Origin of the sequence: Ralstonia flaminis (genome assembly GCF_958415495.1) — a bacterium.
In the GTDB taxonomy this organism is placed as follows: Bacteria; Pseudomonadota; Gammaproteobacteria; order Burkholderiales; family Burkholderiaceae; genus Ralstonia; species Ralstonia flaminis.
Genome location: NZ_CATZLL010000016.1, coordinates 152,201 through 178,397 on the forward strand (window position 1 = coordinate 152,201; position 26,197 = coordinate 178,397).

Sequence of the window (26,197 nt, forward strand, 5' to 3'; positions counted from 1 at the left end):
CCGCAGATGGGGCCGTCAGGCCTTGCGGGCAACAATGCGATGGATCGTCCGGCCGGAAGATTGGCTGACAGCGGCCTCGTCGAAAACGAGCGTGGTGCCGGCCAGCGCCTCGCGTACGGGCGCCGCATCGAATGCGGTGAACAACCGGCCACGGCCATCGCGCTGATCGGCGTCGGGCGTCACACGCCAGCTCAGGTACAGCGTACCGCCCGGCCGCAGCAAGGACACCAGCCGCTGCACCGCTGCACTGATTTGCTCGGGTGGCAGGTGCATGATGACGGTCTCGCAGACGACGTTGTCGAAGGCGCCCTCGGCAATGCCCACCAGCTCGGGCAACTGCGACCGCCGGAACGCCAGCCCCGGATACTGCGAGCGCGCCGCCTCCAGCAGCCCGGCCGAGGCGTCATAGCCGACTGCCGGATAGCCGTTGGCGTTGAGCCAGGCCACCTCGCGCCCGGCCCCGCAGCCGATGTCGGCCGTGGCCCCGCCTGCCTTGAACTCGCGCCGGAACAACGCGTACATGTCTTCCGGCGCCGGTTGCTCGCGCCACTCCTGCGCAAAGGTTTCGGCGAGGGTGTCGTAGGCGGCGACGGTCTGCGTGTCCATGGCGGCTCCAGATTGGGCGCGGGTGGCGCGGGTTACTTCATCGTGAAACTGCGCACCAGTGTCAGCTCACCCGCCTTGCGCATCGGCACGACAAAGGTCTGCTGGCGCTCGGACGGCGTGTTCTCGTCGGTGATGACGGTGACGGTGGCCGTGGTGATGACGCTGTTGTCGCTACCGCTGCCGTAGTAGTTCACGTAGACGAGGTACGTGCCGGGCGGGGGCGACGGGTTCGAATAGATCTCGGGGCCGTAACCGGTGGTGACGTCCACGTCGAGCGCGCCGCCGTTCTCGACCACGCGGTTGCCGTACCAGGCGTGCTGGCCGTCGGGCGAGACGACGTGGAGATCGAGGTCGGTGCCGTCGGTGTCCCACGACAGGACCACGCGCAGGCGCGGGCGGGATTTACCAGTGTAGCTGTCGTAGAACTGCACGCGCTTGGCGTCGCCGCGCGCGCTGCGCACTTCGACGCTGTTGCTGCCGGCGCCGAATGCGTACGGGCGCGAGAACGTGCCGTCGGCCTCGATGCGCTGCGGCATCGCCACGCCATTGACGACCAGCGTGCCGACCGACGAGCCATCTGCGCCACGGCGGCGGCGCGGTTTGTTCTCGTCCGTGGGTGCAGCAGCCTTGGGCTGGTTGCGGATGCGCCCGGCGATCATCGAGGCGGCGCCCTGCCCTTGCGGTGTCGAGACCGACACCGCCGGGTAGTGCACGTCCTGCGTGTAGCGCGAATCGTCGCCGGCTGAGTTGCGCCAGCCGCCCTGCGGCGCGGTGATCTCGATATTGCCGGTATCGGTTTGCGCAAATGCAGCACCCGAGCCCCCGAGCGTGGCGAGTACGACGGCGAATGCGAGGCGGAATGTGGAAGGCATCATGAGCATCAGAAGCGGATCGATTTCATCAACGCCAGCTCGCCGATCTTGCGCAGCGGCACCGTGACGAACTCGCGCCGCTCGTTGGGCGTGTTCTCGTTATAGATCAGCGTCAGTTGCGCGGTGATGAGATCGCGGTCGTGCGCCTTTTCGTCAAAGTTGTAGCCGCCGGCGTTGAAGTTGCCCCAGTAGTTCACGTAGAACAACCAGACGCCGGGGCGCGGCGCGGCGGTGGAAAAGATCTCGGGGCCGGCGCCATCAACGCTGTCCACGTCGAGCCCGCCACCGTCGGACAGCAGCGGCTCGGCCCAGAACGCGTGATCGCCGATCGGCGAGATGACGTGCATGTCAACCTCGGCGCGCGGGTCGTCCCAGGTGAGAATGGCGCGCAGCTTGGCCGACGTCTTGGTGGTATCGGCCTCATAGAACTGCAAGCGCTGGCGCGACTGGCCATCGGGGCTGACGATCTCCACGCTGTTCGAGCCCGGACCGAATGCCCACGGGCGCGCGAAGCGGCCTTCGCTGTCGCCATAGAGTGGCATGGCGTTGCCGTTGACGATCAGCACCGGCGGACGGCGTTGCTTGCCCGCCGCGCGAATGCGTCCGGCGATGAGCGTGCGGTATTTCTGCGCACCACGGTCCACGGGGGGCTTGGGGTACGCAGCGGTGTAGCGCTCCAGTTCGTTGGTCAGCTTGCTATTGCGCCAGCCGCCGATCGGCCCGTCCAGATCGGCCAACGGCTCGGCTGCAGCCGAGGCGCCAAGCAGCAAGGCCGCGGCGCCAATGGCCACCCGCGTTGTCCATGCCTTCGTGTTCACAGCAAGCCCTCCCCTCGAATCAGGCGGCGCGCTGTCGCCTCGACAAACTGTTCGTCCTGCCCGAGCGGATGGTGCGCAAAGGCCAGGTGCAGGTATTCGTGTGCCAGCGCGATGCGGTCTTCCTCGGTGGCAAGGCGATGGATGTAGAGCCGGTTCCGGCGCGCATCGGCGTACGGGCGACCTTCGTTCACCACACACACGGCGGGCAGCGGCGGTGTCTCATAGCCGGGTTCAACGCCCAGACGCGCTGACCAGCGCGGCGACTGCGCCTGCAGCCACTGCTGCGCGCCCGCCACTGGCGAGCAATCGCCCGCGACCGGGCTCTGGAACGAGGTCAGCGTGGCCTGCGGCCACCACCGCGCGAGGATGCCGTCAAACCCCTGGCCACGCTGCGCGGCAGCGCGCGCGGCGGTCCAGCCCATCTGACCGCGTGCGCTGATCGTGCCGTGGTACTGCACAGACTGGCCGACCAGCACCAGCGCATCGGTAAATTCCGCCGCATTGCGGGCAGCAGCTGCGGGCGGGCGCGGCAGCACGCGCTGCGTGCGCGAGCTGTCGGCGATGCGGTAGCAGCCCTTGTCCCGCGAGGCGTGCTGCACGAGGTAGCTGCGCGCTGCGACGGCCAAAGCGCGAGCGGCCTGCGGCTCGGCCAGGTCGCCCTCGCGCTCCACGACGCGCGCCACATAGTCGTTCATGCCGAGTCGGCCGGAGATGACGGGCGCGTTGTTCTCGCGCGCGAGCGCCAACTCGCCGCGGCTCTCGATCGGCAGCGTATTGCCGTTGACGAAGCGCACCGTGTAGCGGCCTTCCAGACGGCCGGGGGCGACCGGCTTGCCATCGGCGTCGCGCACCTCGCGCACGGGGTAGTGCGCAAAGAAATCAACGGCCACGCAGGCATCGTCATCGGGCACGGGTGTCTGCTCGATCAGCGGGGTGAGGCGCGGTGCGGCAGCCGACAGCACCTGGTTGCTGGAGCCCACGCCGCCCAACCACACGGGCGTGCCATCGGCCAGCCAGCCCGCCGCACCACCGATCGACGCCCCGGGGCGTTGAGGGTCAGGCATCGTCCACGTCTTGGCGCGCAGCAAACCACCGAAGTACGACACGGTGCCCTCACCACGCCCGATGGTCAGCACAGAGACGAGCGTTTGCGCCGCCGTCTCACGCCCATCGGCGGGAACGCTGTGCAGCGCAGTCAGCAAGTCGGTGACGGGCACGCGGCGCGTGGGCTGCATGGCACGCAGGTCACGCAACCACGTGGGGGCATTGGCTTGCTGCCAGAACCGGCGCCAGTCGGCGCCATCGAGGCCCAGGCGCGCGGGTTCGAAATAGCGGCCGCACGACTGGATGAGCGCGCGCTCACGGTCGATGCTCTGGCCAGCCGTGCAGCAGTAGACCTCTTCGGCATCGTTGCCGTGGCACGTGTAGTCGGGCGTGTTGATGCGGCGCGAGACGAGGTAGCTGTAGACAAGGAGCTTCCAGACGCTGCCGAGCGGCGTTTCCGCATCGCGCGGCAACGCGGTGGCGTGCGGCATGCCGGCAGCTGGATCGGCGCTGAATTGCCAGAGCTTGGCTTCATCGCCTTGCAAGGCGGCATAGCGCAACGGCTCCGACGCGGGTGCAGCGGTCGCGTGGCCAGCGGACGCAAGTGCGCCGCCGGCCCAGATCAGGCCGGTCAGCACACTGCGCGCAAGCAGGCCGGAGCGCATCGCCGCGTCACTCCACCTTGTACGGATAGCTGGCCGTCTTGCCGTCGCCCTGCAGCGCCTTGGCTTCCGGCTGATACATGCGGAAGTAGCGCGCCGGCGGCAGCGCAAAACTGCCCGGCAGCGAGAAGCGCACCAGCTGGCGCAGCACGGTCGGACGTTCCAGCGCGGGCACCGGCTGGTTGTACGACAGCTGACCCATTTCGTAGGCCGCCTTGCGCTCGAACGGCTGCGGGCCGTTGCCTTCGTTCGGCTCGCCCTTCAGGCCGTCGATCTGGATGCCCCAGGTTGTGGCTTCCACCTCGGCGCCCGGCGGCAGCGGCACTTCGACCAGGCCGTAGCGGTACGTACCTTGGCGCGGCGTCAGCACCACCTCGTCGACATACAGCGCGTTGCTGTCGAGCGTGTCGCCCGGCTTGACCGGCTTGGCCTTGAAGGCGATACCGCTGCTGTTGGTATCCGTCGCCGGCTGCTTGGGCGCCTTCGGGTCGGCCTTGGCCGGCGTGGAATCGATCGGCTCCAGGCGGTACAGCTTGCGCTCCACCGTAATCGGCAGCTTGGAGACTTCCGGCGCACGGCTGCGATACGACACGATGGCCGATTGCGTGGTCACGTCGGACGGTGCGGTCGTCAGGTCCAGCGCGGCGGGCACCTGGGCACCCGTCCAACGCCATGTCGGCACCCCCACCGGCGAACGCGTCGCTTGCCAGCCACCGGCCGACACTGCCGGCTGGATCGCAGCCACGCTCGCACCTTGCAGACCACCCAGGCTCTTCTGCAGCCAGACCAGTGCGATGGCGCGATCCATCGTCGGCATGGCGGCACTGGCGCGCGCCAGCAGCGGTGCCGGGTCGGCAGCCGATCGGCCACCGCCCATCAGCAGCAGACTCTGCACCAGCGGCGAGTTGTCTGCTGCCAGCGCATTGCGGGCGGCGATGTCTGCCGAGACCAGCGCTTCCGGCACCGGCTGACCAACCTGGCGCATCAGTTGCGCCGTCAGTACCGTCGCCACCTGGCGGCCGCGCGTGGAATCCGGCGCCACGAAGATCAGGCTGTCGCCCGCTGCGGGCTCGGCGTCGGCCGGCGCCTTGGCGTTGCGTGCAAGTTCATTGGCCACGCCCGAGAGCTGCGTTGCCACCGGCAAGCCCATCTCGTTGGCAAACCACAGCGCCAGCGCACGGTGCAGCAGCGGCTCGTTCTGGCTGGTGCGCTTGTAGGCTTCGAGCACCTGCTTCCAGTTGTCCGCCGGCAGGCTGATGCCGACCGATCGGCTGGCAAGCCAATCCGCGTAGTAGGCGTACGACGTGATCAGCGCGCTGCTGGTGCTCTGTTCGCCCCACCAGCCGAAGGTGCCGTTGGTACCGGCCAGCAGTGCCAGACGCTGACGCTGCGTGCGCAGCAGCGCATCGACGCCTTGCGTGCCCGCCGGGCCGCCATCGCCCAGGCGCGTGCCTGTGGCGGCCAGGCTCTGCTGGGCAAGTGCCAGCGGGATCAGGCGGCTGGCAGTCTGCTCGGCGCAACCGTACGGATACTCGATCAGGTCATCGGCCACGCGGGCGAACTGGCTGGCCGTGTTGCCGACCACGCGCAGGCGCACGTCGCGCGCATCGGCAGGCAGGCCCAGCGGCAGGCGCGTGCCTTGCAGCTGCGTGAGCGGGACGATGCTTTCGCGGTCCGCCAACCAACCGGTGGCATCCAGCTTGAGCGTGGTCTGCAGACGATCCGACACCGCATCGCCCTGCTTGAGCTCGGCATTGATGACGCCTGCCTGCAACGCCGTGACGGGCGCGCGCAGATAGTTGGCACCGCGCTTGAGCGTCACGCGCTGATTGATGTTCAGGCCAGCACCCGAGACGATCCAGTCGGCGGTGATGTCCTTGTCGGTCTGGTTGAAGGCGACCATGTCCAGGCGTGGCTTGTCGCTCTCGCGGAAGCGCTGCGGGCCGGTCCACTTGAGGTACAGCGGCTTGTCGGAGCGGATGCTCGCGGTGCGCTGGCCGACGATGCCGTCCGAGGCGCCGGTGGTCGACACGGCGCGCACGGTGATGCGCCAGCGTGCCAGCGAGTCCGGCATCTTGAAGGTCATACGCGCGCGGCCATCCGCATCGGTCTGCAGGTTGGCAACCCACGCGGCGGTGTCCTGCTCGTCACGGCGCGGGCGCTCCAGCACCTTCACGCCGCGCTCGTTGTGGCGACCGTACGTGCCCCCTGACTTGCCCGGCAGCGATGCCAGCGCCAGGTCGTAGCTGATGAAGCTCTGGCTCGACGTCGTGCGCACGCTGTTGCGGCGCGGGTGGTAGAAGAAATCAACGATGCTGGGGGCCACTTCCGGTTGCAGCACATAGATCATCTCGTCGACCACGGACACGGTCAGGTTGGCCTGCACCGGCTTGCCCGCCAGCGCGCTGGTCAGGTCCAGCGTGACGGTCTCGCCCGGGGCGTAGACGGCCTTGTCGGCGTGTACGGTCAGGTCCAGCGTCGGCTGCGTAACGACGATGCCAGCGTTCTGGAACACCATGTCGCCGTCGCGTACGTACAGCACCGAGAACGTCATGTTCGGTGCGAAGTCGGGGCCGATCTTGATGCGGGCGCGGTACTGCGTGGGCGTGACCTTTTTCAGGCTGAGCCAGTCACCAGGGCTGGAGAGCAGCCCGTGGCGCTCAACCTTGTCACGCTCCAGCGTGAGCAGCGCGTCATCCACCGGCAGCGGGAAGGTGATGAGTGCCTCAGCCGTGTCGCCGATCTGGTAGCGATCGCGGTCGAACACCATTTCGATGTTGCCGGGCACGGTCTGCACGCCGTCGCCGGCCACCCAGTGGCTGGCAGCGGCGAGCAGGTTGCCAGCAGCATCACGCACCGACAGCGTGTACGAACCGGGTTGGTCGAACTTGACCGGGAAGGTCGCATTGCCTTTGGCATCCGGGGACAACGTGCCTTCAGTGCGAGCGCGCGTTTCCAAACGCACGAGATCCCACTTGGCGGGCGGAGCGCTGGCACCGATCCCGCCGCTGGCACCACCCACGACGGGCATCGGCGTCAGGTTGAACGACACGTCCTGCCCCGGCGTCGTGAAATTCGACGTGGTCGACAGCTTGTACGGCGTGGCTCCACGCGCGATCAGCAGTTCGCGCGTGACCTTCACGCGGTAAGCTGCGCCGTCGTTGGCAAACACCGTCACCACGTAGCGGCTCGGTTCCTTGGCGGCGGGCAGCTCCAGCTTGGCATTGCCATCGCCGTCGGTAGTCAGCTCCTGCTGCTCCAGCTTGACGGGGAAGAGGCCCGCGTAACGCAACTCGCCCTCCACCATCGTCACCTGTTGCGCACGCAGGCTGACCGACACCTTGCCGTTCTTGACCGGCTTACCGTCCGGATAGCGCAGGCTGATCTTGCCCTTGACCGCCTCACCCGTGCCGTAGCTGGTCTTGTCCAGCGACAGGTTCACGTCAAAGTGCGGCTTGATGTATTCGGCCACGCGGAAGGCGCCACCGTACGTGCCGCCGTTGTAATCGAAGCGCAGCGAGTAGCCGCCGGCCGGGGCGTTGGACGGCAGCGTAAAGCGCGCGTCGGCACCGGTCTCCCCAGCCAGGCGCGTGGTGGACGTTGCCACCGGTGCGCCGTTCGGGTCGAGCACCTGCAGCTTGATGTCGCCGGCGGCAGGCACGGTCGATTCGGTTGCGTTCTTGAAGCTGCGGCCGATGAACTTGACGCGCACTTCATCGCCCGGACGGTACAGCGGACGATCCGTAAAGGCGTACAGCTTGGTGTTGTAGATCTCGCTGTCGTAATAGAAATTCTCGGAGATGAACACGCCGCCCGCGCGGTCGCTGCCGATCACGTAGCTGCGCTCGGGCGAGACGTGGCGCAGGTCGGCCGTGCCATCGCCATCAGTGGTGCCGGAGGCGAGCACGCCCACGCCGTCGGTCCAGCTGACGGACGAACCGCTCACCGGCTTGCCGCTCTTGCGCTCGGCCGTCCATACCATCATCCCTTGCGAGGTGCCCTTGGTGACGGCCACGGTGTCCGACACGAACAGCAGCGTGTGTGCACGGTACGCACCGATCACCGCTTCCACGATGTACAAACCCGCCGGCAGCTTGCCGACCGGAATCATCACGTTGCCGACGTTCTGCGGCATCCACTCGCTGCTGCTGCCTTCGAGCTTCACGTCCTTGGGCGGCGCGATCGGCTTGGCATCCCAGATTGGGTAGCGGAAACGGCCGAGCAGTTCATAGCCCTTGAGCGGCGCGTACTGCGGGTTGTTGGAGAAACGCGTGGGCGCAGTCATCTGGTCGCCCATGCTGAACTGCGGCGCGGTCTCCACGGCCTTGCTGCGCGTGGCGAACGAGAGCACGCGCTGCCAGGTGCGGCGGGCCTGGCGCGTCCAGTTGTCCCACAAGTACGCCAGCGTATTGGCCAGGCCTTCGCCCGTGTAGTTGGCCTTCACGTCGATGCGGTGCAGGTTCTTCTGCGCCTTCAGGAATTCGAGCGGCTGCGGCACACGGTAGACGAGGATGTCGGCACCGCCGTAGCGGGAGAGTTCGTCCTTGTACTCACGGCCCGGCGCTTCCAGGCGCACCATCGCTTCCTGGTCAGTGCCGTAACTCGCGTCCGACAGCAGGAAGAACGGCTGGCCCTTGAATTGCTCATAGCCGCTGGCGGGCGCGTCTGCGAAGGTGGGGTTCGGCTTTTCCGGTGCGTCGGCCGCATGCGCTGCTGGCACCGAAGCGACCAACGCGAGCGCCGTCAGGCAGACGGCAGCGACCAGATTGAACGAATGCCAACGGTTGCGCATGAGTTTTTCTACCGTGTCAAAAAGGCCAGACGAAACACGCCGATGAAGTTGGGATTGCCGCCCTGCGGCTGCCAGCGCGAGTCTTTCCATTGCATCAATTCAGAGACCGGAACCGCACGCAAGCCGTTGTCGGTGCGGGTGACGGTGCCGGTGTGGTAAGCGATGTAGCGATCCATCCAGATCATCAGATGCTGGTCGTCGCCTTGATCGAAGAAGAGCAGATCGCCGGGGAGCGCTTGATTCACGTCCTTGGCGATGAAACGGCTGTTCTGCTGGATCAGCCCGAGCGCGGAGACATACGCGCCGGTGCTGCCGTCAATGCGTGCCCAACGCTGCGTGAGCGTGCGCTGGGCGGGCGTGAGGTTCAGCTCGGGCGGCAGTTGCCGTGCGGATTCCGCATCGCGCATGCCGTTGGCACGCAGCCAGCGGGCGTCGTGCGGGCGCAATGCCTCGCCGGCGGCAAAACGCACGAGGCCAGCGCAGTCGCGGTGCGTCCAGCGCGGCGTCGGGCCCTGGCGGAGCTGCTCGTTGACGATGCGCACGAACCACGCGCGAAACACGCTCGATTGATCGGGCGTCAGCGCATCGGGGTCGGCCGGTGCGGCATCGGCCCAACCCGACAGCGCGTGCGCTGCCGGAGTGAGCAAGCAGCCGCCGGCCACCGCCAACCAGCGGCGGCGGTTCAGCACGGCGGCCGAAGCGCGCGATGTCATTGCGTACTGGCGTTGTCTGCAGGAACGGGAGCGGCTGCCTCAGTGGCTGGCGCCTCTGCAGGCGCAGCGGATGCAGCCGGCGCGGCGGGCGCGTCAGCCGTATCGGCCGGCGCAGGCGACCCATCGCCACCGGCGGGCAGACCGCGGCCGCTCGACAGCCACGTCACCGGCACCCAGCCACGCGACGATGGCACCCCGCCATCGAGTGCCAGCGACACCGGCGCATAGCGCGACAGCGCCTTGAGCTTCGGGAACAAGTGCGTTTGCGCGGCGTTCAGGAACACAGCTTCCTGGTCGGCGGGCAGCGCGGCACCCGCTTCGCGGCGGACGAGCGGCGCAAGCGATGCGGGCGTCATCGTCAGGACAATGCGTTCGGTCTTGTCGCGCGGCAGACTGTCAGCCACCGCCGGGAAGCGCTTGGCGAGCACGGCGAGTGCATCGTCGACGAGGCGCGCATCGGGCGAGAACACCACCACATCGCCCGCAATGGCCAGTGTGACCGGGAAGTAGCGCTCCCACGACAACTGCGCGCCAAACGGTGCCTCGGCCGACTTTGCGGTGCCGTAGCGCGCGCTCACCGGGCGCTGCCACAGCGTGGCGTTGGCGGGGCCCGGGCGCGTCGTCACCGGCAGGCGCTTGTAGGGGCCGGACTTGTCGTCCGCCTGCGCCTTGGCTTCGTACGCGCCGATGATCTGGCCGAACAGCGCCGCCAGCGCCGGCTTGACCGCCTCGGCCTGCGAGGCCGACGACAGCTTCGCCACGAACAGCGGCGCCACCAATGACGACTTGCCATACCAGCACGCGGCCGCCGGGCCGGCAAAGGCATCGCCGACATGCGTGGCGGCTTCGCTGATGTCCTTGGCGTCGCCTGCCACGTTACGCAGCAAGGTGCCGGCGGCCTTCCAGTCGACAGGCAGCGTGGCACATGCGGCCGGGTCCGCCGGGAGCGCACGCCACAGGCCGGCGTTATCCCACTTGCCGGTGAGGTGCCCCGGGTCGATGAGCGCGGCGCTCTGCCAGCCGGTGCCCGACGTCCCCGCAGCAAAGTCGAAGCGCAACGCCTCAATGCCAGGGAAGTACTGCTGATAACCGAACGAGAGGTAGTTGGCGCTCACCACAACGTGGTGGCCCGTCGGCTCCTGTGCGGGCAGCGCGTACGCCGTGCCCTGCACGTTGCGCTTGCCAGCGTCGTCCGACAGCAACGCGGCCAGCGCGCTTGCCTGCTTGGAGATCGGCTTGCCGTCCTTGTCCAGCAGGATGCCCGGCTCGGACAGTGCGATCAGCCGGTCGCCCTTGCTGGCGATCAGGATCGAGCGCGTAGCCGACAGCCGCAACGCATAGACCGGTGCACCGGAATCGCCCAGCGCATCGGCCACCTTGGTGAGCTGCGTATCGCTGGTGGCCACGGTGGCGACGGCTTCCAGCGCCTTGGCCAGGCCGTTGCGCTGCATCGAGAGCACCCAGTAGCGCAGCTTGTCGTCCGGGCCGCGCCACAGCATCACGCGGGCGGGCTCGTCAAACACATGCTTGAGCACCGTCTCGGCCAGGTCGAGCTTCTGCTCGTAGGCAAGGCGGCGCAGCGCACCGGCCACCGAGAGGCGATCCTCGTTGCCCTCGTAGTAAGCGACGAAATCTTCGGTCAGCACATCGCGCAGCAGCGGCACGCGCAGCACGTCGCGCGGCAGTTGCGACAGGCTCTGGCTGTCGATCAGGGCATCGGGGTAAGTCAGGTCGAGCTGGACCTGGCGGGCGTGCAGCGCGCGTGCGCGGCTAAAGGGGTGCCAGACCATCTGCACCACCGCCGCGCCGGCAACGACCAGGGCGACCGCGCCAACGGCGATCTGCTTGCGTGTGAGCTTCATGGAGGAATCTGCGGCAAGACTGGAGAGGGCCGGCGGCTTGTAAAAAGTGCCGGTCTGTAACCGCGAGATCATAGCCGTTGCGATGTTAAGACAGGTTAACGTTTCGAGAAAATCGGAACCGTCCCATGACAGTGTTGCCGTGCGTCTGCACGCGGCGAGCAGGCAAAAAAAAGCCCGGCACCCCACGAGGGGGCCGGGCTTTTGATGCGAAGGACGCTGCCTAACGTCAGGCGGCGCCGCCTTCCTCTTGCTGGACGACAGGCGTCTCGAAGATCGAAGCGGCTTCTTCTTCGGCAATCGCTGCGGCGCGGTCGCGGTCGGCGGCTTCCTTGGCCTTGCGGGCACGGTGGTAAGCCAGACCGGTACCGGCCGGGATCAGACGGCCGACGATGACGTTTTCCTTCAGACCACGCAGGTCGTCGACCTTGCCCATGATGGCGGCTTCGGTCAGCACGCGCGTGGTTTCCTGGAACGACGCCGCCGAGATGAAGCTGTCGGTCGACAACGATGCCTTGGTAATACCCAGCAGCAGGTTCTCGTAAGTCGCCGGACGCTTGCCCAGCGCGATCACCTTGTCGTTCTCGTCGAGCAGGTCCGAACGCTCCACCTGTTCACCCGGGATGAAGCGGGTGTCGCCCACATCGGCGATCTGCACGCGGCGCAGCATCTGACGAACAATCACTTCGATGTGCTTGTCGTTGATCTTCACGCCCTGCAGACGGTACACGTCCTGCACTTCGTCGACGATGTACGTTGCCAGCTCTTCCACGCCCTTCAGACGCAGGATGTCGTGCGGGTCGGCCGGGCCTTCGACGATCATTTCGCCCTTGTTGACCACCTGGCCGTCGTGCACCAGCACCTGCTTTTCCTTGGCGATCAGGAACTCGTGGGCATTGCCGTCAAGGTCCGTAATCACCAGGCGCTGCTTGCCCTTGGTGTCCTTACCGAACGAAGTCGTACCGGTGACTTCTGCCAGCACGGCAGCGTCCTTCGGCGAACGGGCTTCGAACAGTTCGGCCACACGCGGCAGACCACCGGTAATGTCACGCGTCTTCTGCGATTCGGTCGGGATACGTGCCAGCACTTCACCCACGTGCACTTGCTGACCGTCCTTCACGGTAATCAGCGCGCCCACCTGGAAGCCGATGGTCACGGAGTGATCCGTGCCCGGGATCTTCACTTCGGCGCCCGACGAGTCGAGCAGCTTCACCTGCGGACGGATGCCCTTCGATGCAGCGGTGCGGCGCTTCGCGTCGATCACCACCAGCGTCGACAGACCGGTCACTTCGTCCATCTGCTTGGCAACGGTCACGCCTTCTTCGACGTTCTCGAACTTGATGGTGCCCGAGTACTCCGAGATGATCGGACGCGTCAGCGGATCCCACGTGGCGAGCTGCGTGCCGGCCTTGATGGACTGGCCATCCTGCACCAGCAGCGTCGCGCCGTACGTGATCTTGTGGCGCTCACGCTCGCGGCCGTGGTCGTCGGTGATCAGCGCTTCGCCCGAACGCGAGATGACGATCTGCTCGCCCTTCGCGTTGGTGACGTAACGCATCGTCGCCGTGAAACGCACGATACCGGTTGCCTTCGCTTCCACGCTCGATGCCACTGCCGCACGCGATGCCGCACCACCGATGTGGAACGTGCGCATCGTCAGCTGCGTGCCCGGCTCACCGATCGACTGCGCAGCGATCACACCCACTGCTTCACCCGAGTTCACCAGCACACCGCGGCCGAGGTCGCGGCCGTAGCACTTGGCGCACAGGCCGTAGCGCGTGTCGCAGGTCAGCGGCGTGCGGACCTTGACTTCGTCCACGCCGATCGAATCGATCAGCTCAACGAGGTCTTCGTCCAGCAGCGTGCCGGATTCGATCGCGGTTTCCTGCGTTTCCGGGTTCACCACATCGCCAATGACCACGCGGCCCAGGATACGGTCGCGCAGAGCTTCGATCACTTCACCGCCTTCCACCAGCGCCTTCATCTGCACGCCGTTGGTGGTGCCGCAATCGTCTTCCACCACGACCAGATCCTGCGTCACGTCGACCAGACGGCGGGTCAGGTAACCAGAGTTTGCGGTCTTCAGTGCCGTATCAGCCAGACCCTTACGTGCACCGTGGGTCGAGATGAAGTACTGCAGAACGTTCAGGCCTTCGCGGAAGTTTGCGGTAATCGGCGTCTCAATAATCGAGCCGTCCGGCTTGGCCATCAGGCCACGCATACCTGCCAGCTGACGGATCTGCGCGGCAGAACCCCGTGCGCCCGAGTCGGCCATCATGTAGATGGAGTTGAACGACTCTTGCTTGACGGTCTTGCCGTGGCGATCGACCACGTCTTCGGTCTGGAGCTGCTCCATCATCGCCTTGCCCACCTGGTCACCAGCGGCGCCCCAGATGTCCACGACGTTGTTGTACCGCTCCTGGTCCGTCACCAGACCCGACATGTACTGCTTGTCGTATTCCTTCACCTTGGCAGCTGCCTCGGAGATGATCTTCTCCTTGGCCGGCGGCACCAGCATGTCGTCGATGGCGATCGAGATACCAGCGCGCGTTGCCAGGCGGAAGCCCGACTGCAGCAGCTTGTCGGCGAAGATCACCGTTTCGCGCAGACCGCACTTGCGGAATGCCGTGTTGATCAGGCGCGAGATTTCCTTCTTCTTCAGCGGCTTGTTCAGCACCGAGAACGGCAGACCCTTCGGCAGGATCTCCGACAGGATCGCGCGGCCGACCGTGGTGGCCTGCAGCGTGATCTTCGGTGCGAAGCGGGCGTCGCCGTCGGCTTCCGGGTTCACCAGGTCGTACTCGGTAATCCGCACGTTCACGCGCGAAGCCAGTTCGACTTCCTTGTTCTCGTACGCGCGGATCACTTCCGAGATGTCGGCGAACGTCATGCCTTCACCGCGGCCGTTGATCTTGTCGCGGGTCGTGTAGTACAGACCCAGCACCACGTCTTGCGACGGCACGATCGACGGATCGCCGTTGGCCGGGAACAGCACGTTGTTCGACGCCAGCATCAGCGTGCGCGCTTCCATCTGCGCTTCGAGCGACAGCGGAACGTGAACAGCCATCTGGTCACCGTCGAAGTCGGCGTTGAACGCCGCGCAAACCAGCGGGTGCAGCTGGATGGCCTTGCCTTCGATCAGCACCGGCTCAAACGCCTGAATACCCAGACGGTGCAGCGTCGGTGCGCGGTTCAGCATCACCGGGTGTTCGCGGATGACATCTTCCAGGATGTCCCACACCACCGGCGTCTGGCTTTCCACTTCCTTCTTCGCCGCCTTGATGGTGGTGGCGATGCCCATCGTTTCCAGCTTGTGGAAGATGAAAGGCTTGAAGAGTTCGAGCGCCATCAGCTTGGGCAGGCCGCACTGGTGCAGCTTGAGCGTCGGGCCCACCACGATGACCGAACGGCCCGAGTAGTCCACGCGCTTGCCCAACAGGTTCTGACGGAAACGGCCGCCCTTACCCTTGATCATTTCTGCCAGCGACTTCAGCGGACGCTTGTTGGCGCCAGTCATCGCCTTGCCGCGACGGCCGTTGTCCAGCAGCGAATCCACGGCTTCCTGCAGCATGCGCTTTTCGTTGCGCACGATGATCTCCGGCGCCTTCAGCTCGAGCAGACGCTTCAGACGGTTGTTCCGGTTGATCACGCGGCGATACAGGTCGTTCAGGTCCGACGTGGCGAAACGGCCACCGTCCAGCGGCACCAGCGGACGCAGTTCGGGCGGCAGCACCGGCAGCACTTCGAGGATCATCCAGTCCGGCTTGATGCCCGAACGTTGGAAGGCCTCGAGCACCTTCAGGCGCTTGGCAAACTTCTTGATCTTGGCTTCCGAACCCGTGGCTTGCAGTTCGGCGCGGATCGTCTCGATCTGCTTCTCGATGTCGATGCCACGCAGCAGCTCACGAATGCCCTCGGCGCCCATCATGGCGACGAATTCGCCTTCGCCGTACTCGTCGCACTTGGCCAGGTAGTCGTCTTCCGACATGATCTGGCTCTTCTTGAGCGCGGTCATGCCCGGCTCAACCACGACGAATGCTTCGAAGTACAGCACGCGCTCGATGTCGCGCAGCGTCATGTCGAGCACCATGCCCAGACGCGACGGCAGCGACTTCAGGAACCAGATGTGCGCGGTCGGTGCTGCCAGTTCGATGTGGCCCATGCGCTCACGGCGCACCTTGGCCAGCGTCACTTCAACGCCGCACTTCTCGCAGATCACGCCACGGTGCTTCAGGCGCTTGTACTTGCCGCACAGGCACTCGTAGTCCTTGATCGGGCCGAAGATCTTGGCGCAGAACAAGCCATCACGCTCAGGCTTGAACGTACGGTAGTTGATGGTCTCGGGCTTCTTGACTTCGCCGTACGACCACGAACGGATTTTCTCAGGCGACGCGAGGCCAATCTTGATCGCGTCAAACTGCTCTTCTTGCTGTACCTGGCGGAATAGGTCGAGCAATGCTTTCATTCCAAACTCCTTGAGTTTGAGGCTGGTGCCCCAGAGCAACGACAGCTGCTAAGGCACCGACCCTAAATCTTCGTCAATGGCTGCTTGCTGTTACCGGAGCGTGGCGATATTCCGGCCACGCTCCCATCGCATCGGCGCTTAGTTGCGCTCGAGGTCGATGTCGATACCCAGCGAGCGGATTTCCTTCACCAGCACGTTGAACGATTCCGGCATGCCGGCATCGATCGAGTGCTCGCCCTTGACGATGTTCTCGTACACCTTGGTCCGGCCGTTCACGTCATCCGACTTCACGGTCAGCATTTCCTGCAGCACGTAGGACGCGCCGTAAGCTTCCAGCGCCCACACTTCCATTTCACCGAAACGCTGGCCACCGAACTGGGCCTTACCGCCCAGGGGCTGCTGCGTCACCAGCGAGTACGGACCGGTCGAACGTGCGTGCATCTTGTCGTCGACCAAGTGGTGCAGCTTCAGCATGTGCATCACGCCCAGCGTGACCGGACGCTCGAAGGCTTCACCGGTGCGGCCGTCGAACAGCGTGACCTGCTGCTTGGAAGCGGTCAGGCCCTTCTCCTTCGCGATCTCTTCCGGATACGCGAGGTCCAGCATGCGGCGGATTTCGTCCTCATGCGCACCATCGAACACCGGCGTCGCGAACGGCACGCCCTTCTTCAGGTTCTCTGCCAGCTCCAGGATCTCGGCGTCGGACAGGCTGTCCAGATCTTCAACCTTGCCGCTTTCGTTGTAGATCTGACCCAGCAGCTTGCGCACCTCTGCGGCCTTGGCCTGCGCCTTGAGCATGTTGCCGATGCGCTCGCCCAGACCGCGCGCGGCCCAGCCCAAGTGGGTTTCGAGAATCTGACCCACGTTCATCCGCGAAGGCACACCCAGCGGGTTCAGCACGATGTCTGCCGGCGTACCGTCAGCCATGTACGGCATGTCTTCGATCGGGGTGATCTTCGACACGACACCCTTGTTACCGTGACGACCTGCCATCTTGTCGCCAGGCTGCAGGCGACGCTTCACGGCCAGGTACACCTTGACCATCTTGATCACGCCCGGCGGCAGTTCGTCGCCTTGCGTGAGCTTCTTGCGCTTCTCTTCGAACGCGAGGTCGAAGTCGTGGCGCTTCTGCTCGATGGCTTCCTTCACGGCTTCGAGCTGGGTGGCGACGTCGTCATCCGACGGACGGATGTCGAACCAGTGCCACTTGTCGAGATCGGCCAGGTATTCCTTCGTGAGCACAGTGCCCTTGGCCAGCTTCTTCGGACCGCCATTGGCAACCTTGCCCACCAGCAGACGCTCCAGACGCTGGAAGGCATCGCCTTCCACGATACGCAGCTGGTCGTTCAGGTCCAGGCGATAACGCTTCAGCTCTTCGTCGATGATCGACTGGGCACGCTTGTCGCGCGTCACGCCTTCACGCGTGAAGACCTGCACGTCGATCACGGTACCGCTCATGCCCGACGGCACGCGCAGCGAGGTGTCCTTCACGTCGGACGCCTTCTCACCGAAGATCGCACGCAGCAGCTTCTCTTCCGGCGTCAGCTGGGTCTCGCCCTTCGGCGTGACCTTGCCGACCATCACGTCGCCGGCTTCCACTTCTGCGCCGATGTACGTGATGCCCGACTCGTCCAGGCGCGCCAGTTGGGCTTCAGCCAGGTTCGAGATGTCGCGTGTGATTTCTTCCGGTCCGAGCTTGGTGTCGCGAGCAACGACCGACAGTTCCTCGATGTGGATCGAGGTGTAGCGGTCTTCTGCAACCACACGCTCCGAGATCAGGATCGAATCCTCGAAGTTGTAGCCGTTCCAGGGCATGAACGCGACCAGCATGTTCTGGCCGAGCGCGAGCTCGCCCATGTCGGTCGAGGCACCGTCAGCGATCACGTCGCCGCGGGCAACGATATCGCCCACCTTGACCATCGGACGCTGGTTGATGTTCGTGTTCTGGTTCGAACGCGTGTACTTGATCAGGTTGTAGATGTCGACGCCGACTTCACCAGCCACGGCTTCCGCATCGTTCACGCGGATCACCACGCGGTTCGCGTCAACGTAGTCAACCACGCCGCCACGGGTGGCCTGCACAGCCGTACCCGAGTCCACTGCCACGGTGCGCTCAACGCCGGTACCCACCAGCGGCTTGTCCGCACGCAGGCAAGGCACGGCCTGACGCTGCATGTTTGCGCCCATCAGTGCACGGTTTGCATCATCGTGCTCGAGGAACGGCACCAGCGAAGCTGCAGCCGACACGATCTGCGACGGCGCCACGTCGATGTACTGCACACGATCCGGCGTGACCATACGGGTTTCACGCTCGCTGCCTTCACGTGCGGAGACCAGTTCGTCAATCAGGTTGCCGTCCTTGTCCACCGTCGCGTTGGCCTGCGCCACCACGTACTTGCCTTCTTCGATGGCCGACAGGTAGTCGACCTGATCGGTCAGCTTGCCGTTCTCAACCTTGCGATACGGCGTTTCCAGGAAGCCGTAATCGTTCAGCTGTGCGTACAGCGCCAGCGAGTTGATCAGACCAATGTTCGGACCTTCCGGCGTTTCGATCGGGCACACGCGGCCATAGTGGGTCGGGTGCACGTCACGGACTTCAAAGCCCGCGCGCTCGCGCGTCAGACCGCCCGGGCCCAGTGCCGAAATACGACGCTTGTGCGTGACTTCCGACAGCGGGTTGGTCTGGTCCATGAACTGCGACAGCTGCGACGAACCGAAGAACTCGCGAATGGCCGACGAAATCGGCTTCGAGTTGATCAGGTCGTGCGGCATCAGGTTTTCCGTCTCGGCCTGGCCCAGACGTTCCTTCACAGCACGCTCAACGCGCGACAGACCGGCGCGGAACTGGTTTTCCGCCAGTTCGCCGACGCAACGCACGCGACGGTTGCCGAGGTGGTCGATATCGTCCACTTCGCCCTTGCCGTTACGCAGGTTCACCAGCAGCTTGATCGTGTCGAGGATGTCATCATCGGTCAGCACCATCGGGCCCGTACCTTCCGAGCGATTCAGGCGGCTGTTGACCTTCATGCGGCCCACGCGCGACAGGTCGTACGAGTCTTCGCTGTAGAACAGGCGCTGGAAGAGCGCTTCGACGGCGTCTTCGGTCGGCGGCTCGCCAGGACGCATCATGCGGTAGATGGCGATACGCGCGGCGGTCTGGTCGGCCGTGTCGTCGGTACGCAGCGTCGACGAGATATACGGACCTTGATCCAGATCGTTGGTGTACAGCGTCTGGATTTCCTTCACGTCGGCGTCGCGCAGCTTCTCGAGCACGCCTTCGGTCAGCTCGTCGTTGGCGTTGGCCAGGACTTCACCGGTATCCGGATCGACGATGTTCTTCGCCAGCACGCGGCCCAGCAGGTAGTCTTCCGGCACGCTGATCAGCTTGGTGCCGGCAGCGTCCAAGTCACGGATGTGCTTGGCGTTGATGCGCTTGTCCTTCTCGACGACGACCTTGCCGTTCTTGTCGGCAATGTCGAAGCGAGCGACTTCACCGCGCAGGCGCTCGGGCACAAATTCCATCAGTGCGCCTTCGCTCTTGAGCGTGAAGTTGTCGAACACGAAGAAGTGCGCCAGGATCTGCTCCGGCGTCAGGCCGATCGACTTCAGCAGGATCGTCACCGGCATCTTGCGGCGGCGGTCAACGCGGAAGTACAGGATGTCCTTCGGGTCGAATTCGAAGTCCAGCCACGAGCCGCGGTACGGAATGATCCGTGCCGAGAACAGCAGCTTACCCGAGCTGTGCGTCTTGCCCTTATCGTGCTCGAAGAACACGCCCGGCGAACGGTGCAGCTGGGACACGATCACACGTTCCGTGCCGTTGATCACGAACGAACCGGTGGACGTCATGAGCGGAATTTCGCCCATGTAGACTTCCTGCTCCTTGATCTCCTTGACCTTGGTGGGGTTCTCGCGGTCGTTGATGATCAAGCGCACTTTTGCGCGCAGCGCCGAGTGGAAGGTCAGACCGCGCTGCTGACATTCCTTGACGTCAAACGGCGGGTTGGACAGGTGATACGACACGAACTCCATGCGCGCCAGACCATTGTGCGACGCGATGGGGAAGATGGCATTGAATGCAGCCTGCAGGCCTTCGGTCTTGCGTTGCGAAGGACCGGTCTCGGCCTGCAAGAACTGAGCATACGATTGAATCTGGGTGGCAAGCAGGAAGGGAACCTGATGGACCGTTGCGCGCTTCGCGAAACTCTTGCGAATGCGCTTTTTCTCGGTAAAGCTGTACGCCATGGGATCTCCGAATCATCGCAAGTGCGTGCGACGGACTTGTGGCGTAAATCACGCCTGGCACTTGAGGTGTTCAGCGACTGGTGACGGGATTTGGCGGTTGGCCGCTACCAACCTCTGGCTGACGGTACTGCGCGCGCCCCCCGCACATGAACCCATGGGGCCCATGCCACGGACGGGGGAGTACCCGACCAAACTTGCCTTCTGCAGTCGGTTCAGAAGACAAACATCAGCGGACTGCGAACTGCTTAGTGTGCCACTGATGTTTGGCCTCTGCTGGCCTTGACTCGGCCGGCTGCCGGAAAAACCGGCCAAAGAGACTTCAACGATACTTATTGCGTGATTGCAGGATCGCTCAACTTCCGGCCCCACAAGCGCAAAAAGGCTGGCGCCGGGAAATTTCCCTTTGCCAGCCTCTATCGCGTACCGAGCACGGCACGCGAGACCTGCACTTACTTGGCTTCGGCTTCCGCGCCGGCTTCCACCAGCTTCTTCACCAGCTCGTCGGCGGTCTTCTTGTCGACGCCTTCCTTCACGGGCTTCGGTGCGCCATCGACCAGGTCCTTGGCTTCCTTCAGGCCCAGGCCGGTGATTTCACGCACGGCCTTGATGACGCCAACCTTGTTCGCGCCGGCGCTCTTCAGCGTCACGGTGAATTCGGTTTGCTCTTCAGCAGCAGCTGCTGCGCCAGCGCCAGCCGGGCCAGCAACGGCGACGGCAGCAGCCGACACGCCAAACTTCTCTTCGAACGCCTTGACCAGGTCGTTCAGTTCCATCACGGACATCGAGCCAACGGCTTCGAGGATGTCGTCTTTGGTGATTGCCATTTGAATAACTCCAGAATGTGATTCGGTATCGATCGTGCGATCTGTGCGAGGTGCTGCGGCCGATTAGGCTGCTGCGCTCTCGCCTTCGCCTTGCTTTGCGGCCAGAGCAGCCAGGGCGCGGGCAAAGCCCGACACCGGCGCCTGCATGACGAACAGCAGCTTGCTGAGCAGTTCTTCGCGGCTCGGAATCGAAGCCAGGGCCTTCACGCCATTGGCGTCCAGCACCTTGCCTTCGTACGAACCGGCGCGCAGCACCAGCTTGTCATTGCCCTTGGCGAAATCGTTCAGCACCTTGGCCGGGGCCACTGCGTCTTCGGAAATACCGTAGATCAGCGGGCCGGTCAGTTGCTCAGCGAGTTCGGCAAACGGCGTGCCTTCAACAGCGCGGCGTGCCAGCGTGTTCTTCAGAACACGCAGGTAGACGCCTTGCTGGCGCGCTTGCGCGCGCAGCTTGGTCAGATCGCCAACCGTGATACCGCGATATTCAGCAACGACGATGGTCGAGGCCTTGGCGACTTGCGCCGTTACCTCGGCCACGACGGCCTTCTTATCTTCGAGATTGAGTGCCACGGTTAAGCTCCAAAACGACGTCGGCTTCCACAAGCATTGCGGTCACCTCGGTCAGTCCAAAAGTACGGCGTCCGATTGGCACAAATCACTTCGGCAATACCAAAGTCACTTATTCCCTTCGGGGGCGCCATCTGCGTTGGCCGTGCGCTCCCATTGCCGGATTGCGCAGCGATTAAGGTGTCGACTCCGAAGAGCCCTTCACCGCCAACGGTCTTTGATAACCAGCGGCATCAGCGCGCTTGCACGCACATCTGCCACTGCCCAAAGTCCTTCCCTCAAACTTCAAGGGGTCGCGTAGCCGAAGCTACGCGGGAGAAAACTGCTAACGCCGGGATGGTTATCGGGCCACCCAGCGCGAATGATCGAGAGCGATCAGGCAGCCAGCGTCGACTGGTCGACGCGCACGCCAACACCCATCGTCGACGAGACAGCAACCTTACGCAGGTACACGCCCTTGCTCGAGGCCGGCTTGGCCTTGGTCAGCGCGTCCAGCAGTGCAGCCAGGTTGCTCTTCAGCGCAGCCGGTTCGAACGAACGGCGGCCGATGGTGGCGTGGATGATACCGGCCTTGTCGACACGGAATTGCACCTGACCAGCCTTGGCGTTCTTCACGGCCGTAGCGACGTCCGGCGTCACGGTGCCAACCTTCGGGTTCGGCATCAGGCCGCGCGGACCCAGGATCTGGCCCAGCGTACCGACCACGCGCATCGTGTCCGGCGAAGCGATCACGACGTCGAAGTCCATGTTGCCGGCCTTGATCTGCTCGGCCAGGTCTTCCATGCCGACGATCTCGGCGCCAGCAGCCTTGGCTTGCTCAGCCTTGTCGCCTTGGGCGAACACGGCCACGCGCACCGACTTACCGGTACCAGCAGGCAGCACCACCGAACCACGCACCACTTGGTCCGACTTCTTCGCATCGATGCCCAGTTGCACGGCCACGTCGATGGACTCATCGAACTTTGCGCTTGCGCATTCCTTAACGAGGCTCAGAGCTTCGTCGATCGGGTAGAACTTGGTACGCTCGACCTTGGCCTTGTTTGCGGCCACGCGCTTCGAAATCTTTGCCATGATTACAGGCCCTCCACCGTGATACCCATCGAACGGGCGCTACCGGCGATCGTACGCACAGCGGCGTCCAGATCAGCAGCGGTGAGGTCCGCATTCTTTGCCTTGGCGATTTCTTCAGCCTGGGCGCGGGTAATCTTGCCGACCTTGTCGGTATGCGGCTTGGCGGAACCCTTCTGGATACCGGCAGCCTTCTTGATGAGCACGGTCGCCGGCGGCGACTTCATCACGAAGGTGAAGCTCTTGTCGGCGAAGGCGGTGATCACCACCGGAACCGGCAAGCCCGGCTCCATACCTTGGGTCTGCGCGTTGAACGCCTTGCAGAACTCCATGATGTTCAGACCGCGCTGACCCAGGGCCGGGCCGACGGGCGGGGACGGATTTGCTTTACCAGCCGGAATTTGCAGCTTGATAAAGCCAATAATTTTCTTGGCCATCTTGACTCCAATCCGGATTGCCCAGTTAAGAAACCATGGCAATCCTATTGAGTGGTAACGCATCAGCGCGAGGCTGACGCTCCTCTGTTGGCTCAGGCAGCTACGCCACCGTTGCCCGCCAAGTCCAGTGGACTGGGCGACTGGCGCAACGACTTACGCCGTCGCGTCAAATTCTTCACACCTTCTCGACCTGGCCGAACTCGAGCTCGACCGGTGTCGCACGACCGAAGATTGTCACGGAAACGCGCAAGCGCGATTTCTCGTAGTTCACTTCCTCGACGTTGCCATTGAAGTCGGTGAACGGGCCTTCCTTCACGCGCACCATCTCGCCCACTTCGAACAGCGTCTTGGGACGCGGCTTCTCGACCCCTTCCTGGATCTGGGCCATGATCTTGTCTACCTCGCCCTTGGAGATCGGCGAGGGGCGGTTGCCCGTACCACCAATGAAACCCGTTACCTTGGCCGTGTTTTTGACCAAGTGCCAGGTCTCGTCGGTCATTTCCATTTCGACGAAGACATAGCCCGGGAAAAGGCGGCGCTCAGTCACGGTCTTGCGACCGCTCTTGCTTTCCATCACCTCTTCCGACGGCACCAGAATCTGGCCGAACAGATGTTGCAGACCTTCGCGCTCAATGCGCTCCTGCAGCGCGCGTTGCACGCTCTTTTCCATGCCCGAGTAGGCATGCACGACATACCAGCGCTTCTTCGAGGCCGGTGCGGACGAATCCGTGGACGTGTCGTTCGCTACGTTATCCGTCATGGCTTTACCCGATTATTTCCAGCCCAACACGAGCGAGAAGATTACCCACTCGATGAGCTTGTCCGCAGACCACAGGAACAAGGCCATGATCACCACGAAGGCAAACACCAGACCGGTCATCTGCCCAGCTTCCTTACGCGTCGGCCAAACGACCTTGCGAACTTCGCGGTACGACTCACGGGCGAACTCGATAAAGCTCTGCCCGGGCGAGGACACCAGTGCGACACCAGCGCCCAGCACCAGCCCGCCGATCAGCGAAGCGGCACGGACGTAGCTCGGTTGCTGCGCCAGCAGATAAAAACCGATCACCCCGGCGACCACCAGCAGGAACGCCACGACCAGCAGCCACTTGCCGCTGGCGGTGTTAACGGTTTCGACGTTCGGATTGGCCATGTTTCCCAAACGAGACAAGCCGCGTGGCGCTATTTCGCGCTACGCGGCTGATGAATTGGCAGGGGCAGAGGGAATCGAACCCCCAACCTTCGGTTTTGGAGACCGACGCTCTGCCAGTTGAGCTATACCCCTAGAACAACTTTGGGGTTGCCATTTCGGTCAACCCCACTCTGGCACTTCACGCGCGGCCGGTTGGCAGCCGCACGGAAGAGTTACAGCACTTACTTGATGATCTTGGCAACGACGCCAGCGCCAACGGTACGGCCGCCTTCACGGATAGCGAAGCGCAGGCCTTCTTCCATGGCGATCGGGGCGATCAGCTTGACGGTGATCGACACGTTGTCGCCCGGCATGACCATTTCCTTGCCTTCCGGCAGGGCGATCGAGCCAGTCACGTCCGTCGTACGGAAGTAGAACTGCGGGCGGTAGTTGTTGAAGAACGGGGTGTGACGACCACCTTCGTCCTTCGACAGGATGTAGACCTCGCCCGTGAATTCCGTGTGCGGCTTGATCGAGCCCGGCTTGGCCAGCACTTGGCCGCGCTGAACGTCTTCGCGCTTCGTGCCGCGCAGCAGAATACCGACGTTGTCGCCTGCCTGACCTTGGTCGAGCAGCTTGCGGAACATTTCCACGCCCGTGCAGGTCGTCTTGTCGATCTTCGGCTTGTCGCCGTCCATGGCGATACCGACGATTTCGATTTCTTCGCCGACCTTGATCACGCCACGCTCGATACGGCCGGTCACCACGGTGCCGCGACCCGAGATCGAGAACACGTCTTCCACCGGCATCAGGAACGTACCGTCAACAGCGCGCTCCGGCGTCGGGATGTAGGTGTCCAGTGCGTCGGCCAGGTTCATGATGGCCACTTCGCCCAGCTCGCCCTTGTCGCCTTCCAGCGCCAGCTTGGCCGAACCCTTGATGATCGGGGTGTCGTCGCCCGGGAAGTCGTACTTCGACAGAAGTTCGCGCACTTCCATCTCGACCAGCTCCAGCAGCTCAGCGTCGTCCACCATGTCGCACTTGTTCAGGAAGACGATGATGTACGGCACGCCAACCTGACGGGCCAGCAGGATGTGCTCACGCGTTTGCGGCATCGGGCCGTCAGCGGCCGAGCACACCAGGATTGCGCCGTCCATCTGGGCGGCACCGGTAATCATGTTCTTGACGTAGTCGGCGTGGCCCGGGCAGTCAACGTGTGCGTAGTGGCGGTTGGCCGTTTCGTACTCGATGTGCGCGGTGTTGATCGTGATGCCGCGTGCCTTTTCTTCCGGCGCTGCGTCGATTTCGTCGTACTTCTTCGCTTCGCCACCAAACTTGGCGGACAGCACGGTGGCGATCGCCGCGGTCAGCGTCGTCTTGCCGTGGTCAACGTGACCAATCGTCCCAACGTTCACGTGCGGCTTGGTCCGCTCGAACTTTTCCTTTGCCATGACGCGACTCCTGTCTCGGTAGCGATTTGGGTTGGTGGATGCGTGGTGCCCATGGGCAGGATCGAACTGCCGACCTCTCCCTTACCAAGGGAGTGCTCTGCCACTGAGCCACATGGGCGAAACTTACTAACAGCGAATGGAGCGGGTGAAGGGAATCGAACCCTCGTCGTAAGCTTGGAAGGCTTCTGCTCTACCATTGAGCTACACCCGCCCGGGTTACTTCTTCCCTTGCCGCCCGGCCCTGGCTATGGACCGAACTCACTGTTTAATTCTGGTGGAGAGGGCTGGATTCGAACCAGCGTAGGCGTAAGCCAACAGATTTACAGTCTGCCCCCTTTAGCCACTCGGGCACCTCTCCGAAGAGAACTTGCGATTATGGGACCACCGAGGCACCTTGTCAAGCAGTGCTTGATGAAATCGCATAACGAAACATGCGTACGCTCTCACCCTTAGGCGACCGAGGCGCTCAGACGGCGACCGCCGAAAAGGCTTTATCGCCGACGCGCCGCATCGGAACCAACGTACAGTCCCAATGGCCCGCAAGGCCACGGTTTAGGCCCGTGCATGCTGCACAATCCGAGCTACGACTTCAACGATGAGTTGCTGCCGTTGGGGGCGACGTACTGGGTGAGGTTGGTACAG

16 protein-coding genes and 4 tRNA genes are annotated in these 26,197 nt (G+C 64.0%); all 20 read right to left on the reverse strand.

Annotated elements, in window-relative coordinates; all coding sequences use genetic code 11:
- Positions 1–15: 15 nt before the first annotated feature.
- A complete protein-coding gene (locus R2N11_RS22075; protein WP_316682372.1) occupies positions 16–606 on the reverse strand; it encodes a class I SAM-dependent methyltransferase in 591 nt (196 codons plus the stop codon).
- A 32-nt stretch (positions 607–638) separates the two neighbouring features.
- Positions 639–1,481: a YfaP family protein gene (locus R2N11_RS22080; protein ID WP_199032598.1), complete on the reverse strand. Its 843-nt coding sequence runs from the start codon at positions 1,479–1,481 to the stop codon at positions 639–641.
- Between the two features lie 5 nt (positions 1,482–1,486).
- Complete coding sequence (locus R2N11_RS22085; protein ID WP_316682382.1) at positions 1,487–2,269, reverse strand: YfaP family protein; 783 nt, start codon at positions 2,267–2,269, stop codon at positions 1,487–1,489.
- A 23-nt stretch (positions 2,270–2,292) separates the two neighbouring features.
- Positions 2,293–4,005: a DUF2300 domain-containing protein gene (locus R2N11_RS22090; protein ID WP_316682373.1), complete on the reverse strand. Its 1,713-nt coding sequence runs from the start codon at positions 4,003–4,005 to the stop codon at positions 2,293–2,295.
- Between the two features lie 7 nt (positions 4,006–4,012).
- Positions 4,013–8,794: an alpha-2-macroglobulin family protein gene (locus tag R2N11_RS22095; RefSeq protein WP_316682374.1), complete on the reverse strand. Its 4,782-nt coding sequence runs from the start codon at positions 8,792–8,794 to the stop codon at positions 4,013–4,015.
- A gap of 8 nt (positions 8,795–8,802) precedes the next feature.
- Positions 8,803–9,507 carry a DUF1175 domain-containing protein gene (locus R2N11_RS22100; RefSeq protein WP_316682375.1) on the reverse strand — a complete coding sequence of 235 codons (705 nt, stop codon included), beginning with the start codon at positions 9,505–9,507 and terminating at the stop codon, positions 8,803–8,805.
- Positions 9,504–11,369, reverse strand: coding sequence for a DUF2138 domain-containing protein (locus R2N11_RS22105; protein ID WP_316682376.1), 1,866 nt, complete (start codon positions 11,367–11,369; stop codon positions 9,504–9,506). The genes R2N11_RS22100 and R2N11_RS22105 overlap by 4 nt, the downstream gene beginning before the upstream one ends.
- Before the next feature lie 226 nt (positions 11,370–11,595).
- Positions 11,596–15,831 (reverse strand): DNA-directed RNA polymerase subunit beta', encoded by a 4,236-nt coding sequence (gene rpoC, locus R2N11_RS22110; protein WP_199032106.1) that lies wholly within the window; start codon positions 15,829–15,831, stop codon positions 11,596–11,598.
- Between the two features lie 138 nt (positions 15,832–15,969).
- Entirely contained in the window at positions 15,970–20,076 is a 4,107-nt protein-coding gene (gene rpoB / locus R2N11_RS22115; RefSeq protein WP_199032107.1) for a DNA-directed RNA polymerase subunit beta, read from the reverse strand.
- Between the two features lie 449 nt (positions 20,077–20,525).
- Positions 20,526–20,900 (reverse strand): 50S ribosomal protein L7/L12, encoded by a 375-nt coding sequence (rplL, locus tag R2N11_RS22120; RefSeq protein WP_021197600.1) that lies wholly within the window; start codon positions 20,898–20,900, stop codon positions 20,526–20,528.
- 63 nt (positions 20,901–20,963) lie between these two features.
- Complete coding sequence (rplJ, locus tag R2N11_RS22125; RefSeq protein ID WP_021197601.1) at positions 20,964–21,470, reverse strand: 50S ribosomal protein L10; 507 nt, start codon at positions 21,468–21,470, stop codon at positions 20,964–20,966.
- 372 nt (positions 21,471–21,842) lie between these two features.
- On the reverse strand, positions 21,843–22,538 hold the full coding sequence (gene rplA / locus R2N11_RS22130; RefSeq protein ID WP_021197602.1) for a 50S ribosomal protein L1: 696 nt from the start codon (positions 22,536–22,538) through the stop codon (positions 21,843–21,845).
- Between the two features lie 2 nt (positions 22,539–22,540).
- Positions 22,541–22,972 carry a 50S ribosomal protein L11 gene (gene rplK / locus R2N11_RS22135; RefSeq protein ID WP_004634453.1) on the reverse strand — a complete coding sequence of 144 codons (432 nt, stop codon included), beginning with the start codon at positions 22,970–22,972 and terminating at the stop codon, positions 22,541–22,543.
- Between the two features lie 175 nt (positions 22,973–23,147).
- Entirely contained in the window at positions 23,148–23,732 is a 585-nt protein-coding gene (nusG, locus tag R2N11_RS22140; RefSeq protein WP_199032108.1) for a transcription termination/antitermination protein NusG, read from the reverse strand.
- A 12-nt stretch (positions 23,733–23,744) separates the two neighbouring features.
- Positions 23,745–24,125, reverse strand: coding sequence for a preprotein translocase subunit SecE (secE, locus tag R2N11_RS22145; protein WP_064805486.1), 381 nt, complete (start codon positions 24,123–24,125; stop codon positions 23,745–23,747).
- Between the two features lie 56 nt (positions 24,126–24,181).
- Positions 24,182–24,257: transfer RNA gene (locus R2N11_RS22150), tRNA-Trp, on the reverse strand.
- 89 nt (positions 24,258–24,346) lie between these two features.
- A complete protein-coding gene (tuf, locus tag R2N11_RS22155; RefSeq protein ID WP_199033345.1) occupies positions 24,347–25,555 on the reverse strand; it encodes an elongation factor Tu in 1,209 nt (402 codons plus the stop codon).
- A gap of 43 nt (positions 25,556–25,598) precedes the next feature.
- Positions 25,599–25,673, reverse strand: a tRNA-Thr gene (locus R2N11_RS22160).
- A gap of 19 nt (positions 25,674–25,692) precedes the next feature.
- Positions 25,693–25,766: transfer RNA gene (locus R2N11_RS22165), tRNA-Gly, on the reverse strand.
- A gap of 61 nt (positions 25,767–25,827) precedes the next feature.
- Positions 25,828–25,913 (reverse strand) — tRNA-Tyr (locus tag R2N11_RS22170).
- Between the last annotated feature and the right edge of the window lie 284 nt (positions 25,914–26,197).

Bases quoted from the DNA above. Each gene is read 5' to 3' on its own strand.
- R2N11_RS22075 (WP_316682372.1), bottom strand. From the start codon at position 606: ATGGACACGCAGACCGTCGCCGCCTACGACACCCTCGCCGAAACCTTT.
- R2N11_RS22080 (WP_199032598.1), bottom strand. From the start codon at position 1,481: ATGATGCCTTCCACATTCCGCCTCGCATTCGCCGTCGTACTCGCCACG.
- R2N11_RS22090 (WP_316682373.1), bottom strand. From the start codon at position 4,005: ATGCGCTCCGGCCTGCTTGCGCGCAGTGTGCTGACCGGCCTGATCTGG.
- R2N11_RS22095 (WP_316682374.1), bottom strand. From the start codon at position 8,794: ATGCGCAACCGTTGGCATTCGTTCAATCTGGTCGCTGCCGTCTGCCTG.
- R2N11_RS22100 (WP_316682375.1), bottom strand. From the start codon at position 9,507: ATGACATCGCGCGCTTCGGCCGCCGTGCTGAACCGCCGCCGCTGGTTG.
- R2N11_RS22105 (WP_316682376.1), bottom strand. From the start codon at position 11,369: ATGAAGCTCACACGCAAGCAGATCGCCGTTGGCGCGGTCGCCCTGGTC.
- rpoC (WP_199032106.1), bottom strand. From the start codon at position 15,831: ATGAAAGCATTGCTCGACCTATTCCGCCAGGTACAGCAAGAAGAGCAG.
- rpoB (WP_199032107.1), bottom strand. From the start codon at position 20,076: ATGGCGTACAGCTTTACCGAGAAAAAGCGCATTCGCAAGAGTTTCGCG.
- rplL (WP_021197600.1), bottom strand. From the start codon at position 20,900: ATGGCAATCACCAAAGACGACATCCTCGAAGCCGTTGGCTCGATGTCC.
- rplA (WP_021197602.1), bottom strand. From the start codon at position 22,538: ATGGCAAAGATTTCGAAGCGCGTGGCCGCAAACAAGGCCAAGGTCGAG.
- rplK (WP_004634453.1), bottom strand. From the start codon at position 22,972: ATGGCCAAGAAAATTATTGGCTTTATCAAGCTGCAAATTCCGGCTGGT.
- nusG (WP_199032108.1), bottom strand. From the start codon at position 23,732: ATGACGGATAACGTAGCGAACGACACGTCCACGGATTCGTCCGCACCG.
- secE (WP_064805486.1), bottom strand. From the start codon at position 24,125: ATGGCCAATCCGAACGTCGAAACCGTTAACACCGCCAGCGGCAAGTGG.
- tuf (WP_199033345.1), bottom strand. From the start codon at position 25,555: ATGGCAAAGGAAAAGTTCGAGCGGACCAAGCCGCACGTGAACGTTGGG.